This is a genomic window from Natronobacterium texcoconense (assembly GCF_900104065.1).
Classification (GTDB): domain Archaea; phylum Halobacteriota; class Halobacteria; order Halobacteriales; family Natrialbaceae; genus Natronobacterium; species Natronobacterium texcoconense.
The window spans coordinates 1,097,038-1,116,398 of the sequence record NZ_FNLC01000002.1 but is presented as its reverse complement, the minus strand read 5'-3'; the positions used below and the strand labels follow the sequence as shown (position 1 = coordinate 1,116,398).

At 62.1% G+C, this 19,361-nt stretch carries 14 protein-coding genes and 2 pseudogenes; 3 read left to right on the top strand and 13 right to left on the bottom strand.

Going from position 1 to position 19,361, the window contains the following annotated elements; all coding sequences use genetic code 11:
• Window positions 1–59: 59 nt before the first annotated feature.
• The 5 genes from BLR35_RS12860 to BLR35_RS12840 form a co-directional block, all read right to left on the bottom strand.
• Window positions 60–1,688: a protein phosphatase 2C domain-containing protein gene (locus BLR35_RS12860; protein WP_090382510.1), complete on the bottom strand. Its 1,629-nt coding sequence runs from the start codon at window positions 1,686–1,688 to the stop codon at window positions 60–62.
• The gene (locus tag BLR35_RS12855; protein WP_090382507.1) at window positions 1,675–2,949 is read right to left on the bottom strand and encodes a protein kinase domain-containing protein; all 1,275 of its coding nucleotides are present in this window, start codon (window positions 2,947–2,949) and stop codon (window positions 1,675–1,677) included. Before BLR35_RS12855 ends, BLR35_RS12860 begins: the two co-directional genes overlap by 14 nt.
• A gap of 70 nt (window positions 2,950–3,019) precedes the next feature.
• Window positions 3,020–4,222: a vWA domain-containing protein gene (locus BLR35_RS12850; protein ID WP_090382504.1), complete on the bottom strand. Its 1,203-nt coding sequence runs from the start codon at window positions 4,220–4,222 to the stop codon at window positions 3,020–3,022.
• Between the two features lie 189 nt (window positions 4,223–4,411).
• Entirely contained in the window at window positions 4,412–5,416 is a 1,005-nt protein-coding gene (locus BLR35_RS12845) for a double zinc ribbon domain-containing protein (protein ID WP_090382502.1), read from the bottom strand.
• Between the two features lie 489 nt (window positions 5,417–5,905).
• Window positions 5,906–6,682: a 4-phosphopantoate--beta-alanine ligase gene (locus BLR35_RS12840; protein WP_090382499.1), complete on the bottom strand. Its 777-nt coding sequence runs from the start codon at window positions 6,680–6,682 to the stop codon at window positions 5,906–5,908.
• Window positions 6,683–6,814: 132 nt separating this feature from the next.
• On the opposite strand from BLR35_RS12840, the pseudogene BLR35_RS12835 reads away from it, so the two are divergent.
• Window positions 6,815–7,870, top strand: a pseudogene (locus BLR35_RS12835) (AI-2E family transporter); the annotation flags it as partial.
• A gap of 347 nt (window positions 7,871–8,217) precedes the next feature.
• On the opposite strand, the gene BLR35_RS12830 reads toward BLR35_RS12835, so the two are convergent.
• The 6 genes from BLR35_RS12830 to BLR35_RS12805 all read right to left on the bottom strand — a co-directional run bounded on the left by BLR35_RS12830 (window position 8,218) and on the right by BLR35_RS12805 (window position 15,627).
• Complete coding sequence (locus BLR35_RS12830; RefSeq protein ID WP_090382495.1) at window positions 8,218–9,456, bottom strand: RNA-guided endonuclease InsQ/TnpB family protein; 1,239 nt, start codon at window positions 9,454–9,456, stop codon at window positions 8,218–8,220.
• On the bottom strand, window positions 9,453–9,842 hold the full coding sequence (gene tnpA, locus BLR35_RS12825) for an IS200/IS605 family transposase (RefSeq protein WP_090382492.1): 390 nt from the start codon (window positions 9,840–9,842) through the stop codon (window positions 9,453–9,455). Before tnpA ends, BLR35_RS12830 begins: the two co-directional genes overlap by 4 nt.
• A gap of 290 nt (window positions 9,843–10,132) precedes the next feature.
• Window positions 10,133–10,834, bottom strand: a complete 702-nt coding sequence (locus BLR35_RS12820; RefSeq protein WP_090382490.1) for a methyltransferase domain-containing protein — start codon at window positions 10,832–10,834, stop codon at window positions 10,133–10,135.
• A 162-nt stretch (window positions 10,835–10,996) separates the two neighbouring features.
• Window positions 10,997–13,915 carry a DUF1508 domain-containing protein gene (locus BLR35_RS12815; protein ID WP_090382487.1) on the bottom strand — a complete coding sequence of 973 codons (2,919 nt, stop codon included), beginning with the start codon at window positions 13,913–13,915 and terminating at the stop codon, window positions 10,997–10,999.
• A 314-nt stretch (window positions 13,916–14,229) separates the two neighbouring features.
• Window positions 14,230–15,057 carry a pantoate kinase gene (locus tag BLR35_RS12810; RefSeq protein WP_090382484.1) on the bottom strand — a complete coding sequence of 276 codons (828 nt, stop codon included), beginning with the start codon at window positions 15,055–15,057 and terminating at the stop codon, window positions 14,230–14,232.
• Window positions 15,058–15,177: 120 nt separating this feature from the next.
• Complete coding sequence (locus BLR35_RS12805; protein ID WP_090382988.1) at window positions 15,178–15,627, bottom strand: MaoC family dehydratase; 450 nt, start codon at window positions 15,625–15,627, stop codon at window positions 15,178–15,180.
• Between the two features lie 145 nt (window positions 15,628–15,772).
• On the opposite strand from BLR35_RS12805, the gene BLR35_RS12800 reads away from it, so the two are divergent.
• On the top strand, window positions 15,773–16,090 hold the full coding sequence (locus BLR35_RS12800) for a DUF7576 family protein (protein ID WP_090382483.1): 318 nt from the start codon (window positions 15,773–15,775) through the stop codon (window positions 16,088–16,090).
• A 276-nt stretch (window positions 16,091–16,366) separates the two neighbouring features.
• Here the strand turns inward: BLR35_RS12800 and BLR35_RS12795 are convergent, their stop codons facing one another.
• A complete protein-coding gene (locus BLR35_RS12795) occupies window positions 16,367–17,041 on the bottom strand; it encodes a helix-turn-helix domain-containing protein (RefSeq protein ID WP_090382480.1) in 675 nt (224 codons plus the stop codon).
• Between the two features lie 239 nt (window positions 17,042–17,280).
• Here BLR35_RS12795 and BLR35_RS12790 point away from each other — a divergent pair, with 239 nt between their 5' ends.
• Entirely contained in the window at window positions 17,281–18,165 is an 885-nt protein-coding gene (locus tag BLR35_RS12790; RefSeq protein ID WP_090382478.1) for an alpha/beta hydrolase family protein, read from the top strand.
• A gap of 258 nt (window positions 18,166–18,423) precedes the next feature.
• On the opposite strand, the pseudogene BLR35_RS21255 reads toward BLR35_RS12790, so the two are convergent.
• Window positions 18,424–18,758: pseudogene (locus BLR35_RS21255) on the bottom strand (CPBP family intramembrane glutamic endopeptidase).
• Window positions 18,759–19,361 lie beyond the last annotated feature (603 nt).

Genomic DNA, 19,361 nt, shown 5'->3' with positions numbered 1-19,361 from the left:
GAATTTTCCGCCGAAAACCAGATTCCGTGGGTTCCGCTCGAGACGCTCGTGAGATCCGACTACGATCGGAATCGCTCGAGGAGACTCTCGTTCGCCGATTCGTCTTCTCCCGTCGGCTCCTGGGCCAGTTCGACGCCGCCGAAAAAGCGAAACGCGATCGGATCGGTCTCGCGTGGGTCCTCGAGCGTGAACGTCGTGCCGTCCCGAAGCCGGTGTGCTTCGGGGCCGTCACTGACGAACCGGGCGTCGTCGGGGTCGTACGTCTCGTCGTCGCTCGTGTCGTCCGTCGACCGGAGATGGATCCACTCGCCGTCGTCTTCTACGAACGTACCGGCGTCGCTGGTATCGCGGAGCCACCAGTCGCCACTCTCGTCGCGTTCGATACGGGTGTGGTGTCGTTCGACGGCCTCGTCGTCGACGACGAGACAGATGTTCGGTCCGGCGCCCTCGGCCTCGTCGTCGTCTCGGCCGATCGTGACGCCGTCGACGATCTCGTAGATCGTCTCCGTCCCTGCGATCTTGATCGCCGCAGTAGCCAGTTCGGGCTCGGTCGCCGAGACGACGTCTGGAGACGCCGTCGACTCGCGGCGGTCGGTCGCCGCTTGCTCCGGATCCCGATCGGATTCGGCCCCGGACTCGAGGTTCGATCCCGGCGTCTCGATGACCGTCTCCTGGTCGGCCAGACCGTCGGGTTCGGTCGCCGAGAGCCGATCCGCAACCGTCTCCGGCGATGGGTCGGCGTTCGGGTCCTGTGCGAGCGTAATCGAGAGGTTGTCCTTCCCACCGCGATCGTTGGCGAACGCAATGAGGTCCTCGACGCCCGTCTGGAGGTCCGCGGCCTCGAGGACGATGTCCCTGATCTCGTCGTCGGTGACCAGGGTCTCGAGGATCTCTTCGCGCACCGTGTCGGCGTCGTCGGCCCGTTCGTACTCGTCACGGAGGGGTGCGACGTCGGGATAGGCGTCGATCAGGCCGTCGCTGGTCAGCAAGAGAACGTCGTCCCGGTAGACGTCGACGGAGCCGAACTCGACGTCGACGGTCGGTTTGCCGTGTGGCGAGCCACCGACGGCGTTCGTGATCGCCGTGTTGCGCGTGTGGATGCGTGCGCCGACCTCGTCCTCGATCTCACCTCGCTCGAGCAGTTCGTTGGTGACTGCATGATCCGTCGTGAGTTGCTGGATCTCCTCGTGGCGTTCGTTGACGAGGTAGATGCGGCTGTCACCGACCCAGCCGTAGTGGAGTCGGCCGTCGACGTAGACGCCGACGACGAGCGTGGTCGCGGGCTGGCCGTCGATTTCGCGGGCGTACTCCTGGACGTACTGATGGGCGTCGTCGATCCCCTCCTGGATGGCCGTGCGGATGCGACGGGGCGACAGCGCGGACGCCGCGCGTTCCGAAGCGGTCGGCGGCGGTCCATCGTAGGCGTCGACCTCGAATCGTTCCAGAAGATCGGTTCCGGCGCCCAACAGCGCCTCCGTGAGTCGCTTGCGAACCACGGTCGTCGCAAGGAAAGAGGCGACGTCGCCGCTCGTCTCGCCGCCGACGCCGTCGCCGAGAACGAAGATACCCACCGGTCGGCTCTCCGATCGGTGGTGGTTCTCGAACACCGCCGTCGCGATACTGTCCTCGTTGATGCCGCCACTCCGTCGCTTTCGTTCGCCGATGTCGACTGTACTAGCGTGTTCCATTGGTCTCTGTGTGCTGCGTGCTAAACTGGAAGTAGAATCGCTCCGGATAGCTCGGGCTGACCAGTGCGATGGTGTCCCCGACCTCCAGACGGGCCCGGGTCTCGACGTCGTCGGGAACCGACTCGCCGGCCTGCTGCTGGCGCCCCTGGCCGGCTTCCGAGAGCAGGAAGCGCCACTTCCGTTCGTCGTGTTTGCTGATGTAGGTCCCGTTGAGGCTGGTGTCGACCACGTACCAGTTGCCGTCGTCGTCCACGTCGAACCGGCAGTGGACTGCCGACAGCGCCTTGTGGCGGTCGTCGGACAGCATCAGCGACGGCCGAGGGCCGTCCTCGGTCCGCCGTCCGATGGTGTCTCCGGGACTGATCGTCCACTGTTCGTCGCGGCCGAGCCAGGTGATCGCCGCCTGGGTCGGCATCGTCGCGTCCCGATCCTCCAGGGCGCGCCGTAACACCGACGCGTTCGGATACCGATCCGACCGATCGTGCTGGGTCGCCGTCTCGACGATCTCGTTCAGATAGTCGTCGCTCTCGACGCCGAAATCAGCCGGCGAGACGCCGTGATCCTTCGGAACCCAGCCGACCAGGAGATAACAGAGGATCTTCCCGATCGAGTAGACGTCGCTCCAGGGTCCCTGTCGCTGTTCGGAGCCGCGGTTCAGTTCCGGCGGTTTGAACTCGCCGGGAACGGTCGAATCGCCGCCCGAGGAGGAACTCTCGCCCTCTCCGGTCGTAAACTGGGGTGCGCCTCGTTCGGGAACGAACCCCTTGGCCGTGGTGAAGTCGATAATCTTCGGCTCGCGAGCGCCGTCGATCATGATGTTGTCGGGCTTGAGGTCCCGGTAGATGATGTCGTGATCGTGCAGGAACGAGATCGCATCACAGATCCCGATACCGATCTCGCGAACCTCGTCCGGATCGCCGATGGGATCCTCGTTCTCGACGACCTCGCCGAGTTCGTCGCCGTCGATCAACTCCACGTCGAGAAACGACGTCCCGTTCGCACGCGCCTGGCCGTGATAGGCCATGATGTTCGGATGACCGCCCGCCTCGCGAATGTCCTCGAGGACGTCCTGTTCGCGTTCGAAGTACTTGTCGACGAGGTCGTCGGGTGCCTGGCCGCCGTAGTTGGGGTGTTTCAGTGCGACGAGTCGGTCTCGATCGTCGTCTTTCGCCGCCCAGACGACGCCGAACCCGCCTTTCCCGACTTCCTCGCGGAGGGTGTACCGATCCGCGAGTGTGGTTCCGGTTTCCCACTCGGTCATGTGATGGACTGGGACGTGTTACGCCGACAGCCGTTCGACCGCCCGACTCGACGCTGTCGGATCCACATGGTCAGTCGAATCGACCGCCGTCGTAGACGACCGTCGTGTTCTCCTGTACCTTGCGAACCTTCTCCTCGTCGCCGCCCTCGATCCGGGTCACGTCCTGTCGCAGGTCGTCGACGACCGACGTCTCCTCGGTGATAACTTCGGTCTCGTCGATCAGCTCTTTGACCTCCTCGAGTTCGGACTCCGAGTCGGCCTGTGCGAGCTGGCTCCGGATCTTCGTGTCGCGATAGGCGAGGAACGTGTCGGGTTGCTGCTGGGCGAGTTTCTCCTCGTCGTCGGTGTAACTGACTTCGACGGCGGTCGAGACGGTCTCGGAGAGCCCCTGTAACTCGACGTCGGCGACCGCTTCCGTCGTCCCGACGTCGTGGCCGGGCGCGTCCATCTTCAGTACGATCTTCTGTTCCTCGTGGTTCTGGAGGTCCGGCAGCCGAACGACGACGGAGTCACCGTCGTACTCGAGGTCGACCTGCTGGACCTGTGGTCGTCGCCGGTAGGCTTCGGCGATTTCACAGCCGGGGATCGGATCGATCACCAGCCGCGGGTTGTTCGCGATCACGGTCGAGGCCTCCTCGACGACGTCGCCGAAGAAGGACCTGATGTCGACCGGTTTGTCCACGTGCGTCCACCGCCCCTGGGAGTGTTCGCCCAGCGTGCGGATGATGTCCTGGTCGTAGTTGGTCCCGATACCCGCGGAGTAGATGGAGATGCCGCCGTCGGCGACCGCCTTCGCCAGCGGCTCGAACTCCGGAGACTTTCGATTGAGGTCGCGACCGTCCGAAAGCAGCAGGATCCGCTTCGATATCTGGTCGCCCTCGGGGAGTTCCCGCAGCGTCTTCTTCGCGGTCTCGACGCCGGCGTAGATGTCGGTGCCGCCACGGGTCTCGACTGCGTCCAGTCGTTCGTGGACTTCCTCGCGGTCGATATCGCCCCAGCGGGTCGCGTCCATTACGACTTCGACTTCGTTGTCGAAGGTCACGATGCTCAGGTAGTCGTCGTCGTTCAGCAGACCGAAGACCAGCCCCGCCGCATCGCGGACCTGGCGCATCTTCCCGTAGCCCATCGAGCCACTGCTGTCGACGCACATCGAGATGTGGCGTTCGGCAGTCTCGTCGCTCTCCTCCGGCTCGATGACGAACTCGCAGGAGATGCCACCTCCTCGTTCGGGTACGTACGGCCTGTTTATCGTCTGTGAGATTGTCGTCGTCATGTGATCAGTTGGATTGTGTGTTCAGATTCGTTCGAGTGAGTGCACGAGACAGCGGTGACAGGACGCCGACCGCCTGACGGATCGTCGCCGATCCGCAACGCTCGCCATCCGTCCGCCCCCTCGTATCGAGTTGCCGGACGGTCGAGCGTCGGATCGTGCGTCCGACCAGACCGCTCTCCGTCCGTCGATCTAGAGGCTCACCTCGAGTTCCGCACGATCGGCGAGTTCGAGCGAGTCTCCGTCCTCGAGTTTCGCCGACGTGCCGTCGATCTCCGTTCCGTTGTGTCTGGTCCCGTTGGTGCTGACGTCGACCGCGTAGATGCCGTCGTCCTCGACGGAAAATTCGAGGTGTTCGCTCGAGACGTAGGTTACCTCGTCGCGGCCGCCGCTTGCCTCGACGAGATCCTCGAGCCACTCGCCGTCCTGCCGGCCGAACGTGTCGCCGTCGCCGAAGGTGTACTCCTCGCCGTTGATGACGAGCGTGACTTCCTCGGGGACGTCCGCCGTGGACGCGTCGTCCGCGGACTCCTCGCCCTCCCGGATCGGGTCGAGATGCAGTCCACAGCTCGGGCAGTACGCCTCGTCGTCGACCGGGTTCTCGCAGCTCGGACAGGCAGTGAGCTCCGGCTCGTCGTCCTCCTCGAGTTCGGCTCCGCAGTCGGGACAGAACGCCATCGACGCGTCGACCTCCGCGCCACACGAGTGGCAGGTCTCGTCGGCCGTGGGTTCGTCCTCGTCCGCCGCTGTTTCGTCAGCCTGGTCCGGTTCGGACTCGTCGTCGACCTGGCTCTCGTCTACGTCGGGTTCGGCGGCCTCTTCTTCCAATTCGTCTTCGTCAGCATCGTCTTCGACCGTCTCCGCTTCCGGTTCGGCGGCTTCTTCTTCGAGTTCGTCGTCTTCGGCGGACTCGCCGTCCGGTTCGGCCCCCTCGACGGCTTCTTCCTGTTCGTCCGCGTCAGAGTCGTCGTCGACCTTGCTCTCGTCCGTTTCCGCTTCGTCGACTACGTCTTCCGACTCGTCGTCCTCCACTCCCGTCGACTCGGAGTCGTCTTCCGTCGCTTCCTCGTCCCCATCTCCGTCGCTACCCGCGTAGTCCGGGTGCGGCGTGTCACAGCTCGGACAAAAGCCGCCGTTCGGTCCCGGTTCGAACGATGTGTCACACGAAACGCATTTTAGGGTTACTTGTTCTTGCATGTCGTTCAGGATAGTTTCTCATTCACGATAGAAAAAACTATGGCAAAATGTATGAATCGTTGATATGCGTCACTGGCCGTCTGTGGACGGGCCGTGTCCTCGAGTTAGTCCCTACTCGACCCGCGGAGTTACGGCGCAACTGGGACACGTTCGAATCGGGCACTCGAGGTGATTCGATCGGTCGTGACACCCTCCATCTGGCCTGACGCGCCAGGTTTACCGTTCGAGTAACGACTTTTCGTCACGACGGAGGATCGCTCACGTTTCCAGCGTTCTCTATCGATATCGGCCGACACTGCCGTAGAATATACGCGACCCTCATTTTATTTTATCTATGCTGTATTGATACGTTCTCGGGGTTCGATTTTACATTCTGGACATATATCGAATTTCGCTTGGTGGTCGTACGGTCACCGGGCCGGAAAACAGGTACAGCAATCGAGAAGCAGTCTTAGGGGGTCGAACGCAACCGTCTCGGCCGACAACCGGCTAGAACCCGTTTCGAATCCGTTCTTCGGCCGTCTCGAGTGCTCGCTCGCGGTCGAACTCGTCGACGATCTCCCGGAGCATCTCCTCGTCGGCGTCGGCCAGTTCCCGGGCGTGGTCGGTCATGTTCGGTACCGCGCGGATGATGTTGTCGACGATCGGGACGTCGGCGACCTGAGGCGACCGCGAGAGCGGGTTGAGGTCGATGACGATCTCGGTCTTGCCCATCTCCTCTAAGGCTTCCGCACGGTCGCCGTCCTCGAGGGGAACGAGCACGACGTCTGCCTCGTAGATCCCGTTCTCGTCGACTTTCGCGCGCTGATGGTCGAGGTTCGGAATGCGCGCGTCGGCCTCGAGTCCCTTCACGTCCTCGGCGCCGTGCTCGCGGAGGTGGTCGGCGATCGCTTGCATTCGTTCGGGCGTTCGGTTGAAGAGGTTGACCTCGAGGTCGGCACCCGTCGCGTCTGCGAGGTCGGCCATCTCGCCGGGGACGAGCGCCGCAACGTTGCCGTTGATCGAGAGCACGGGGTGGTCCGCCAGCAGGAGGTGTGCAGCGGCGGCGCGTTCGGCGGCGTCGGCGGACGGGATCGTCTCTTCGCCCAGCAGGTAGTCGAAAGCACTGCCGCGACCTTCAGCGTGCATTCCCTGCAGGTGGGTGATCCCCTTCTCGACGCCGTTCTCGATCCGGTGGCGAGTCAGCAGATCCTGGTACCGGGGATGGTCCTCCGGGATCTCCTCCTCGTGTTCGACGTCGGCCGAGACGGTGTCGTAGTCGCTCACGATCGATCACTCGCGGTGACCGATAAAAAGGGGACCGATCTCCACGTGTCGAGTGAACAGACGACGACTGTGAGCACACCGACACACCAGTTGATAAATTTATTTAAAATAAGGGTAGTTATCGGCCAACGAATGAACGAGAAACGCACGGTCGTTGCCCTGTTCGGGGTCGGCGTCGCCGCTGTTACCGCCTACGTCGCCTATCGCTTCGTTGCCGCGCTCACGGTCGCGATCTTTCTCTACTACTCCACGCGACGGTTTTACCACTTCCTCGAGCGGTTCAAACTCCCGGATCGAGTTCGGGCAGTACTGGTCCTCTCGCTGTTGGCACTGCCGTTGCTCGGCTTGCTCAGTTACACGGTTCTGTTGCTCGCGGTCGAACTGCAGAATTTCGTCGAGACGTACCAGGTCACCGATTCCGTCCCCGAGGACGCCGAGTGGATCGAGGCGCTCGATAACCCACCCGAGTTGACTCTCCAGGGGCTGTTCGCCGCCTACGAGTCCGGAACGTTCGACCCACTCATCGACTACGCCGTCGACCACACCGGCTTCCTAGCCGACCTCGTAGCAGGGTTTCTGCTTAACCTCCTGATCACCGTCGTCGTTACTTACTACCTGCTGATCGACGGTTCGAACGTCCACGAGTGGCTCCTGCGGTTCGACGACGACGCGATCGTCCGCGAGTATCTGGAGGCCGTCGACGAGGAACTCGAGGCCGTCCTCTTCGGAAACTTGCTGAACGTGATCCTCATCTCCGTCGTCGCAGTGGTGACGTTCATGGGGTACAACGTGGCCGCTCCGTCAGCGGTCGAGATCCCGTACCCCGCGCTCGCGGGCGCACTTACCGGGATCGCGAGTCTGATTCCGGTCGTTGGAATGAAGATCGTCTACGTCCCGGTCGCGATCGCCGCGGCAGTCCCGGTCGCGATGAACGGCGACCTCGGAATGCTCGCCTACGTCGCCGGTTTCCTCCTGCTTGCGGTCGTCGTCGTCGACACCATCCCGGACCTCGTCGTCCGACCGTACCTGAGCGGCAAGCGCACTCACGTCGGACTGTTGATGCTCGCGTACATCTTCGGCCCCGTCGTCTTCGGCTTCCACGGCCTGTTTCTCGCCCCGATCATCCTCGTCGTCGGGCTGACGTTCGCCGACACTGCCCTCCCGCGACTGCTCGGTGCGGACGAGCCGGCCCCCGCACTCGAGGATCTTCCCACTCTCGACGAGGAGTCTTCCGAACCTGTCGTTGGAACTGGCGACCAGTCCGTCGAATTCGACGGCGAGTCGGACGGGGGCGACCCGCCAGCACGCGAGACGGCACCCGACGGAGACGGCGACTCCGGGACTGATCCGGATACAGCGGCGACCGCGCCGGAACTCGAAGAGCGATCGGATACTGAAGAGGAGTCAGACCCCGAAGGTGACTCTCGATCCTAGCCCAACACGGAATCCAACACCGAACATTGACCTCCTCCCGCGCCTGAAGACGCGGGAATCCCGCCACGGGATTTCAGGTCGAGTGCAGCGACCCTGTGGTTTCAAGACGCATACGTTCCAAGCGTCTCCTGCTGGATTTCAGCATCGGCTTGGCTGTCTTGTGGCGCGGTCAAACGCGCCCCATCCTCAGCCGAGTCATCGTCGTTCTTGTGTTCTCTGGAACGACTCTCTCCGCTGAGGTAGCGGTCTGCGATGTTTATCGCCCCGTTCACGTCCGCTTGGTATTCGCCCATCCAACAGTCATCGTTCGTGCATTTGAACGTCGCCTGCTTTGGACGATACCCCACTTTACCACACGCATGGCACTCTTTCGAGGTGTTGCGTGGATTCACCGTCTTGACGGGAATCCCCTTCTCGACGGCCTTGTACCGTATCTGCGCGTGGAGTTTGGCGAATCCCCACCCGTGAAGACGGCGATTCATGTATTCGCCGTAGTCCATCGACTCCCGAATGTACGTCAGGTCTTCCAGAACGAGAACGGGGTTCTCGACGGATTCGGCGTACTCCACGACTTCGCGGGTGACACGGTGGAACACGTCGTCTATCTGGGTCCACAGGTGGTCACCGAACGACTCGGCGAGACGCTCGCTTCCGCGTTCCTGAAGCCGTCGCGTGGCGGTGAAGTAGGTTTTGCGTAGCTGGCGAACGGTCTTGCCTTCGTCGGCCCACAGTTCGGGGCGGGTTGGAGAACCGTAGTCGTCGCGGTGACACACCGTGACGAGTGACGCTTCCCCAATGTCCACTCCGATAGGCATCTGTTCATCGACGGACGCCTCGGAACAGTCCTCCACGTCGCGGGTGGCGGTGACGTGGAGATACCACGTTCCGTTCCGCTGTAACAGCCGACTCTCTCCCATCTCGGCGTCACCAGCGTTTAACGCTTCCAGCCAGTCCCGTTGGTCGGGATTCGGTTGTGCTGGCATCCAGAGATGATAGTCTTCATGATGCGGGATTTTGACGTACCACTCGATTGCGTTCTCGGGCTTGTGGTCGAGGCGTAGCCCCTCGTTGGTGAACCGAACGGGGTGGTCGTCGTGTAGGTCGCCTGCATTGTACGTCGTCGTCAACTGCGGGACGTACTTCTTGAGGGCGTTCTTCGCGTACCCCGACAAGTCGTAATTGACCACTACATCGTTCGCTTCGGTTTGGGTGGTACAACCAGCGTCGAACGCATCCTGAAGGGCCTGTTGGTAGGCGTCCCGAGTTTCGCGGAGTTTCTTCCGCTTGTGGGCGTTCGGGTCTACCAGTTTCAGTTCCAGCGTTTTGGTGAGTTCCGTCATGTGTCTCCCCCCTCGTGACGCTGGATGTAGTCCTGAACCGTTTCGCTGGAAACGTGGCCCGCCGTTCCTGCGTAGTAGCCCCGCGCCCATCGAATCTTCTCGCCGTCGTTGTTGGCGTAGCGATGGTTGTATTTGCGCGAGGAGATGCCTTTGAACCAGTTGGCGAGAAGGGATGGGGCGTGTTTCGGTGGACTACTGACGAACAGGTGGATGTGGTCGGGTTGAACGGTCAGGTCGATTATCTCTAAGCCCTTGTCGTCGGCGATTTCGTGGAGGATGTCTCGCACACGGTCGGCGACCTCGTTGACGAGTACCGACTGACGGCACTTCGGCAACCACACTATGTGGTAGTTGAGGTTGTAGGTCGCATGCCGTGTGGTCTTCATCCGTATTGTACACTATTGTTCGTCAGTGTTTTAATGCCTTCGTTAAGGTGTGGGAAATCCAGTAATAGCGGGATTCATGGATTGATACACTATGCCTATCGCTTGACCTCCGCCTGAAGACGGAGGTATGCGCTATCGGTCTGTATCACCACACTGAAACCGATTCGTCGGCGTTGACCTGAAGTCTCCTGCATGGGCCACACGGTTGCACTCGCAGCCGCTTCGAACCGGCGTCCTGCGGCCGCCCGCCGCGACCAGTTCCCCCCTGATCGTGCCACGGACGACGACGGTCAGTCCGTTGCTGTCTCTTTCCGACAGAGCACGACGTAGTTGAACCCACCGAGGTGCGTCTCGACGACGTCGCTCTCCTCGAAAACGGCCTCGAGCGACTCGAGGACGTCGTTCTCCGGATTCCAGTTCGCGTACCACTGCAGGAACCGGCGGACGAACGGATTCACGATTCGCCCCGGTCCCTCGGGAAATGGCCGCACGTCCAGGACGCCCAACGGTGCCTCCGCGTCGAGCGACCCGTACACGTTCTCGACCGTCGCCCGTGCGTCGGGCATGACGCTCAGCGAGAGCGACGCGAGCGCCGCATCGAACGGTTCGTCGAACGTCGCCGTCGTCGCGTCCTCACACCGGACGGTCACGTTCTCCCAGCCGCCGTCCTCGATCCGCTCTCTGGCTTTCCCGACCATCTCCGGGCTGTAATCGACGGCGACGACTTCGCCAGCCTCGCCGACGTCGTTCCGAAGGCGCTCGAGGTTCACGCCGGGTCCACAGCCGACCTCGAGGACCCGGTCGCCAGGCTGAATCTCGAGCCGATCGATCAGGTCCTCGCGCATCGGTTCGAAGTCCCGTTCGCTCATCCCGTAGTAATCGCTCCAGCGATTCCACATCGTCCGACTCCGCTCGAGATGACGCTCGTACGCCCCGTCGTTCGGCGTCTCGTTCGTTTCCCCGGACACCGTCTCGCGTGACTGACGTTCCATACGCTGACTCGAGTTGCCACCGACGAGGTACTTCTCGCGAAGCCTATCGGCTTTTTATATATCGTGGTTCGATACGACCGACGGTATCCAGCCGCTCTGCGTCTACATCTCCAAAAAACGGTAGTCGGTAGTCGGCAGTCGTTGCGATCGAGGCGTCGCCGATTACTCGGTGAAGGTGAGCCAGCCGTCGGGGGCGTGAGACTTCACCGCGTTCATCGCTTCGCGAGCCTCGGTACGGTTCTCGTAGGTCTGGGTACTCTCGGCCATCGTCGAGCCGAACTCGTCGACAAGCCGCCACACCCAGCCGTCCTCGTCGGTGTGGAGTTCGAACGAGACGCTGTCGATTTCGAGGATGCTCGCGTTCCCGATGAGCGTCCGGACGTCGTCGAGCGCCTCTCGAGCAGCCTCGCTCGACTCGTAGGTCTCGGTACCCGTCGCGACCGGTCGGCCGTCCTCGTCGATCAGCCGCCACTGCCAGCGGTCGTCGTCGTTCGCGATCAGTTCGAAGGACGCAACGTCGAAGTCGACCCGGCCCGCCATCGGAGCGAGCTGGCGAATCTCGTCGATCTCGTCCAGTTCGTCCGCTTTCGTGTCGGCGACCGTGCCGCCGCTCGCGTAGACCGTCCGTTCGTCGTCGACGAGATCCCAGCACCAGCCGTCGTCGTCTCCATCCTCGAGGCGGATCGCGGCCTCCTCGATGGTGAAAATCGGTGCGTCGGTCGCGTGAGTACGACACTCGTCGACCTGCTCGAGCGCGCCGTCTCGGTCGGCATAGGAGACGGCAGCGTCGGCGATCTCTTCGCGGTCGCGATCGAGCAAGCGCCACGACCAGGAGCCGTTGTCGTAGAGCTGTACTGCTGCGTCGCCGATCGTCGACTGCCGGGCCGCCGACGCTGCCTGTCGGATCGACTCGAGTTCGTCCACGAGATCGTCACGCGTCGGGGACGGCTCGTCGTCGACCGCGACCGTCTCGCCCGACGGAAGGACGAACCGCCAGTGCCAGTCCTCGTCGGCGTAGGTCTGGAAGGCAGCGTCCTCCATCGTCCGGACGTCCGAGTCGAGGTGCTCGAGCAGCCGGTTCATCGCGTCCCGTGCCGCGTCGCGAGTCGGGTGCGTCGCCGGGTCCTCGGCGACGAGCTGGCCACCCTCGTCGATCAGCCGCCAGCCCCACTCGTCGTCCTCGTTGACGAACAGTTCGAACGCGGCAGTCTCGATCTCGAGCAGTTCGGCGTCGGGTGCTCGCTCTTTCAGCGTCATCATCGCCTCGGCAGCCTCGCCACGAGAGGTGTGCTCCTCGCCGCTGTCGGCCAGTACGTTGCCGTCCTCGTCGATCAGCCGCCAGCGCCACTCGCCGGAGTCGGCCTCGTAGACCTGGAACGCCGACTGCTCGAACTCGATCAGGTCGGCCTCGTTCGCCTGCTCGCGCACGCGTTCGATCGCCGACGTCGCGGTATCGGCGTCGGGGTGTGGCTCGGTACTCGCGGCGACGATATCGCGGTCTTCGGTGACGAGCCGCCAGTGCCAATCCGGCCCCTCCGGTTCGTCCGGCCCCTCGCCCTCGTCGAACGTGACGGACGTTCCGCCGTCGGTGGCCGCAGCCGGCTCGTCGACCGCTTTCGGCAGGTGGTCGTCCTCGCTCGAGGAGGCGTCGGCGCTCTCGTCGGATGGATAGACCTCGTACTCGGCTGCCTCGATTTCGATGATGTCGGCATCGTCGGCGTGGTCGCCGAACTGTGTGGTCTCCCACTCGATCCGTTCCTCGTCGGTCTCCGTTCCGGGCGTCCGTGCGACGACGTCTTCGGCTTCGTCGACGAGTCGCCAGCGCCACTCCTCGCCGGACTCGTAGAGTTCGTAGGTCGGTTCGCCGGCGACGGTGACGGACGCGGACTCGAGTGCCGGCAACAGTGCTTCGGCGGCTTCCTCGGCGTCGCGTCGCGTGTCGTAGGTGTCGGCGGCATCGGCGACGACGTCGTCCGCATCGTCGACGAATCGCCAGGTCCACTCGCCGTCTGTTTCGTAGAGTTCGACGCCGAAGTGGTCGATATCGAGCAGTCGGGCGTCCGCGAACCGTTCGGCGAACGTCCGGGCAGCCTCCTCCGCGTCGTCCTGTTCGGTGTGGCCGACCTCGTCGACGGCCAGCGTCGCGTGGTCGTCGTCGACGAGTTTCCAGTACCACTTCCCGCGCTCTTCGGTGTAGGTGAACGCGGCCCCTTCGATCTCGATGACGTCTGCGTCCGGCCCTCGATCCTTGAGGAAACTCACCGACTTCTCTGCGCCGTCGCGTCGATCGAACTCGCGGCCGCAGTCAGCGACGACGCTCCCGTCGTCGCGCGCGAGCGTCCACTGCCAGGACCCGTCTCGGTCCTCGTAGAGTCGGAACGCCGAGGTCGTCAGTTCCATCAGGCCTGCAGAACTGATCTGGGACTTGACCCGGTCGATTCCTTCCCGTGCTTCGGGACGAGTAACTGCACTACTGTTGCTCTCGGCCAGCGCCTCACGGTGGAGGACGTGCCACTTCCAGTCGCCGTGTTCGTCCCGGAAGACCGCGAACTGGGCGTCCTCGAGGGCGTTACCGGTGAGGATCGGCGCTTCCTCGCTTTCTTTTTCCTCCTCGACGAACATTCCTTTCCGGCCGGTCAACACGGGGACGAGGACCGCAACGCCGGCGATAATCGCGATTCCGGCGGCGTAGACCGAAATCACTTCGACGTCGAGTTGCATTCCCCGCTCTCGCCAGTCCTGGGGGTAGGCCACTCCAAACATCGCGACTCCGACTAATGAAATCATCAGCCCGACCACGCTCGCCTGAATCCCTCGTTTTCGTACCGGCAGCATCAACCCGATTCCGAACAAACAGAGCGCGAGACCGACCGAGGCCGTAACACCCGAGATGTGGATCATCTCCGTCTCGGCGATATTCCCACCGTAGCCGACGATGAACGCGACGATGCCCGCAGCCCCGATAGCGTAACCGAGGATGAACAACCAGTAGCCGTAGACGTCTTTCCCCGAATCCGGTTCCCCCACGTATCGTTCGTACAGCCGATATAGGCTTCGATGAATTTCGCTTGGCGCTGACATTCGTAACTCGGACGCATAACTATGATGTGATATAATAAACCTTCGGCCAACTATTTTATTTTTTATGTGTGCTGTATAATATGTGGGTGACAAGATAGTTCACGACTGTCTGCCGTCGGCTAACTATCTCGAGAAGTTCCGAATTCGAACGCATTAGGGCTCCAAGACACCATTTCCAACCCAATGAGAAATGACATCTATATGGCTGGTTCGCGTAATTCGTCCCGTAGATGGAAAATTCAGAACATATTTTCACGAACCAAGGCGTGATGAATCCGAGCGCAGTCAGCTATGTAATGTTCGTTATATGAACGCTATTTCAGTACCGCTCCGGCCGGATGTGTCGAACAAACAGAAGGTTCGTAGCCGGCGTCGGACAGCCCCGTTCCGAGCGCGAACACCGTCTCCCCGAGCATCGCCATCGACGCCTGCCCGTCGACTGCGGCCACGTCCTCGATCGCCTCCTGGACTCGGCCGGTCAACAGTCCGGCTTCGCGAGCGAACAGCCGCGAGGCGTAGATAAAGGACGGCAACGTCGGCTCCTCGACGACCCGGGAGAGCGCCTCCTGACCGGCATCGGTCAGCCTGTCCGTCTCCCCCGAGAGAACGTCGGCCGTCGACAGTTCGCCGAAGGAAACGTACTCGACGCGAGCGCGTGCAGGGATCGAGTCGAGTACGTTCTCGTGCGGTCCGCCAGGCTCGAGTCGGATCGGAATCCCACCGTGAGCCTGAGCGACGACGTCGCCCAGTCCCGTCCCGGCCTGAACCTCGGCCCCGTGTGCGATCGTCACGAGTTCGTTCGTCGAGAGTCGCCGCCCGAAGACGTCGTTTGCCGCCAGTGCCGTTCCGAGCGCCATCGCACCCGAGATGCCGAAGCCTGAACCGAGCGGCAGCTCCGACTCCGCCTCGACGCGTGCGGAGACCTCGAGCGTCTCGAGCACGGTCGTCACTGGCTCGACTGCTATCTCCTCGCCGTCGAGGACGACCGTCGATTCCGACGCGGGTTCGACCGTCACCTCGACGCCGTCGGTAAGCGTCAAACCCGCTCCGCGTGAGCCCGCCTTCGTCGGGTCCTCGTGTGGGTGTGCACTGAAAAAGCCCGTAATGTGACCGGGGACGAACGCTGTCGCCTCGTCGCGCATTACCCGGAGTTTCGGGCCGACGGGTAAAACGTTGAAGATTTTCGGCTTCGACGACCTGATGGTGTCACACTCGCTTACGTTCGCGGGGTGGGAGGTGGGCTGTGCCCACCGGAACGCCGATCACTCGCCGGGCGTTCGCCGCTCGATCATCGCCAGCGAAATCCAGGAGACGACGACCTCGTCGTCCTGGTTGAGTCCCTCGAAACGGACGTCGACGTAGCCGCGCCGAGGGTCGCTCTCGGAAACGCGCTTGTCGAGTACTTCTGTCCGGGCCGAGAGCGTGTCACCGGGTTTGACCGGCTTCTTCCACCGGAGTTCGTCGACGCCGCGAGCACCCATGCTGGCCTGCTCGCCGAGCGGCCCGTCGACGAGCATGCGCATACACATCGACGCCGTGTGCCAGCCCGACGCGACCAGTTCGCCGAACGCGGACTCCTCGGCTGCCTCCTCGTCGATGTGAAACGGCTGTGGATCGTACTGCTCCGCGAACTCGACGATCTCCTCTCCGGTGACGTGGTACTCGCCGAACTCCTGGGTATCGCCGACCTCGAGGTCCTCGTAGTACTGCATACCCCAGGTTGGGAGGTCAATAGTCAAGAAATTGTGGTCCGCGGTAGTGCTCTCGTCGGCGACCCTGATCTTCCCGACGACCTGATCGTCATCAGCCACTGAATGTCACGGGAGGGTATTTGTAGCGTCTCGTGGACGTCCGACTATGTCCCCGAACACCGACCCGTCTCCGGCGGAGCCGATTCAGGCGACGGTGAGTACCGACACTGACGAGCGAGAGCCACGACTCGAAGGGGTCGACGATCCCGCTCGCGTCGTCGAGTCCGTTCCCGACGCGATTTCGTGTGTCACCTGTGGGGCCACGATCGGCCCGAGCGACTACCGGATTAGCTGGGTTGTCGAGGACCGGGACCGGACCCTCGAGCGCCACTACTGTAGCGAGGAGTGTTTCCCTGAAGAGAAGCCGGGCAGCACCGGCAACGACTCGCGTTCCGCTCCCCGGGACTGGTCGCACTGTCGGTGACCGACCGACGTCGCGTCAGCGTCGATACCTGACTCGATCCGCCCCTCTCCTGGTCCGGCCTCGAGGAAGTCGGGCCACATTGCACTCGAGAGCGTCGCGATCAGTGCCGAGCGATCGGTCGCGGTCGGCGGGGAAGGAACCACCGTCGACCGACGATAACCCAGCGGGGTCGGCGACCGATTCGAGAACGAGGCGAAACGCGGGACAGTCGAAGACTCGAGTCCGAGCGACGAGACACTCGATTGGCGGCGATCAATTGGTACAATAGACGCCCGACTACGACCGAGAGGAACGGTCCGAGACGGTCTCGGTAACGAGAGTCGACTCGATGCGACGGAGGATCTGGCCGACCGAACTCGCGGAACAGTCCAGATCGGCTGCGATGTCCTCGTAGGTCGCTTCGCGAGGATCCTCATAGTAGCCGTGTTCGTAGGCCGTCACGAGCACGTCCTGCTGGCGTTGGGTGAGATCATCGAATTGCTGGTTCACCGACGGTGAACCGGTCGTGACGGTTTCGACGGTGAGATCGCCGAGTGCCCGCGTCTCGCGAACCAGATTCTGGACCGCCGTCTCGGAGCCGACGACGGTCACCCGAAGCGTCGACCGATCGGGATCGACGACCGTCATCGGATACCGGACGATCACGCCGTACGTACGGTGTGGTTCGAGGAACTTTCGGTTGCGCTCGGTCGGCTCGTATCGGAGTTGAACCATCGTCGTCTCTCCGCCCGCGCTGATCTCGCAATCGACGAGTCGTTGTGGGTCATCGGGGAAACTCGTCAAAATCTGTGACCGCGTGCTCACCACCTCGAGGAGGACGTTTACCGTTCCGTCGGCGAGGATATCGGCCTCGTGGATAGCCCTGAGTTCGACGTCGTGCTCCCGGAATCGGTGCTCCGTCGGATCGAAGCAACCTCCATGAGGGGTGATAACGTAGGTCACTCTCTTCATATTACCATTAGGTGTTATCCATGGTGAAAAAATTTCCGCTAAAACGAATGCTGGACTGAACGCCGTTATCGTGACAATATCGCAAACTCACCCCGGCTGAGACCGGAATCAAATTACAATCCACACGATCAGTCGCCTCTAATAATTGTCACGGTAACATGTTACCGGCCCTCAAATAAATAAATTCACAACTGAAGAATCGAATATATTCTCTGCAGCGTCCGTAGCTACGGCCGCAAATGGTAGACAATAACAGACAATGGCCGGCAGAATCGGACGACTCACTGACGACGCGGCGAACGATGCTGAAAGCCGCCGGAGCAACGATCGTCGGCGGTGCGGGGATGGCTTCGACCACCGGCTCTGCGTCCGCACAGTGGTTCAGCGACGTCGAGGTCATCGAGATCGACGACGGCGGTCTCGTCGGCGGCTGGGAAGCCGACGACAGTCTCCCCGTCGCCGACGAACTGTTCGTTTTCATCCACGGCTGGTTCGGCGACACCACCGTGGAGAGCCAGGCCGAGGACGTCCTCGAGTCGGTCGAAGATGGCGGTTACGAACCCGACGAGGCCGTCGCACTCGAGTGGCCCGCGACGACGATCAACTTCTTCGGTGCCGAAGGCGATACCGAAGACGTCGGCGAAGTGACAGCCGGGCTTGTCGAGGACTTCTACGACGACGGCGGTGGAAACATTCGGCTGGTCGGCCACTCGCTCGGTGGCCGCTGCGTGCTGTGGGCGGCGAACAAGATCGACTCGGATTACGAGATCGATACGATCGCACCCCTGGGTGCGGCCGCCGATGGCGACATGGTCTGTGACGGCAGTTTCATCGGCAGCGGCGAGTGGTACGACGGCATCGCCGAGGGCGCCGGCGTCGTGCGCAACTACCACTCCGAGAACGACTCGACCGTTGGCAGCGCCTACGGCGGTATCGGTGGTGCCGCACTCGGTACCGACGGCTCGGGCTGTCCCGACGACACGCCCGAAAACTACGTCGACGTCGACGTCACCGACAGCGTCAGCAGCCACCTCGGATTCCTCGGCGACGACGTCGTCGGCGAGAACCTCGCCGAGAACCTCGACTCGACGGAGGAAGGCGATACCGACGACGGTATCTTCTGACCCAATCCGACCGACGAGTGGTCGGTGACCACGTCTCCGGTAGCGTCGGTCCATCGCTGGCTGCTCGACGTCGGGTACGACTGCGTTTTCCGGCCACCTGGAACTCGCTTCGTCCCCAGTTTTCGATCGGTACCCGGCTCGAGACGTTCCTCCGCGAATAGGTAGGTGGTGAGGATCGATTTCCCGAACCTCGTCGAATCCGATCGTGTAAATACGCTCACCACCAGAGCGGCGGGTACTGGAGAGCCTCCGCTACCGTCACAGAGGGAAATAAACTGTCAGGTACAGTATACTGTTGAACAGTCCGTGAACGAGGATCGGTACGGTGAGGTTTTCGGTTCGTTCGTAACAGAGCCCGAACACTGCCCCGCATCCGGTGTGATAGACGACTGAGTGTGCGACGTACGCCCAGGTGATCTCGGGACCCTGCAGTAATTGTCCTACAAACCAGTAAACGTGGAAGACACCAAAATAACGCTGGCCAGTGCGATTGCGACTCCTGGACCGAACGCTATCCTGAGCCGTCCCTGCAAGACGCCGCGGAAGAAGTATTCTTCCGCTGGTGCGACGATGAACAGCGAGTATACGATCATCACGATCGGCCACGTTATCGAAATCGAGGATTCACCGGCAAACGTGGGCAATAACTCTCCAGAAGGGAGAAACGCGAGGGCGTAGACGAGGAGTGTACTGAGGAAACCGAGACCGACGATCACCCCCTCGCGGGCGTTTGGAACGTCTATCGATACGTCGACAGCGTCCGTCACCAGAACGTACGCCAATCCGACTGTAACAAGTGTCAGGAGGCTAGCGATCGCTTCGAACGGTATCAACGGAGCGGGGCCCGCCGTGACGTCGACCGCTTGCAAGACGATACGCCGTACAAAAGCCGCTAGCGCGAACCCGACTACAGTCAGTGCGAGGACGACTCCGAGTGCGATGACGGCCCGATTCGAAAACCTTCCAGAACCGTCCGCAAACGGGGAGGTGCTTGAATCGTCGAGGGTCACGAATACAGAACTGTGTTCTATCCAAACATATATTATTACCTGGCTGTAGTATGTGAGAAAATATCGGTTCTGACTGAGGTCCTGTTCTCCCGATCGGTGACTGTACCGTTATCAATCGCGTTTTCGAGGGTGCAATCGTAGGAAGAATTTCGCCTACGGAGACAGGTGCTGCCGGTTCCTCGGGAA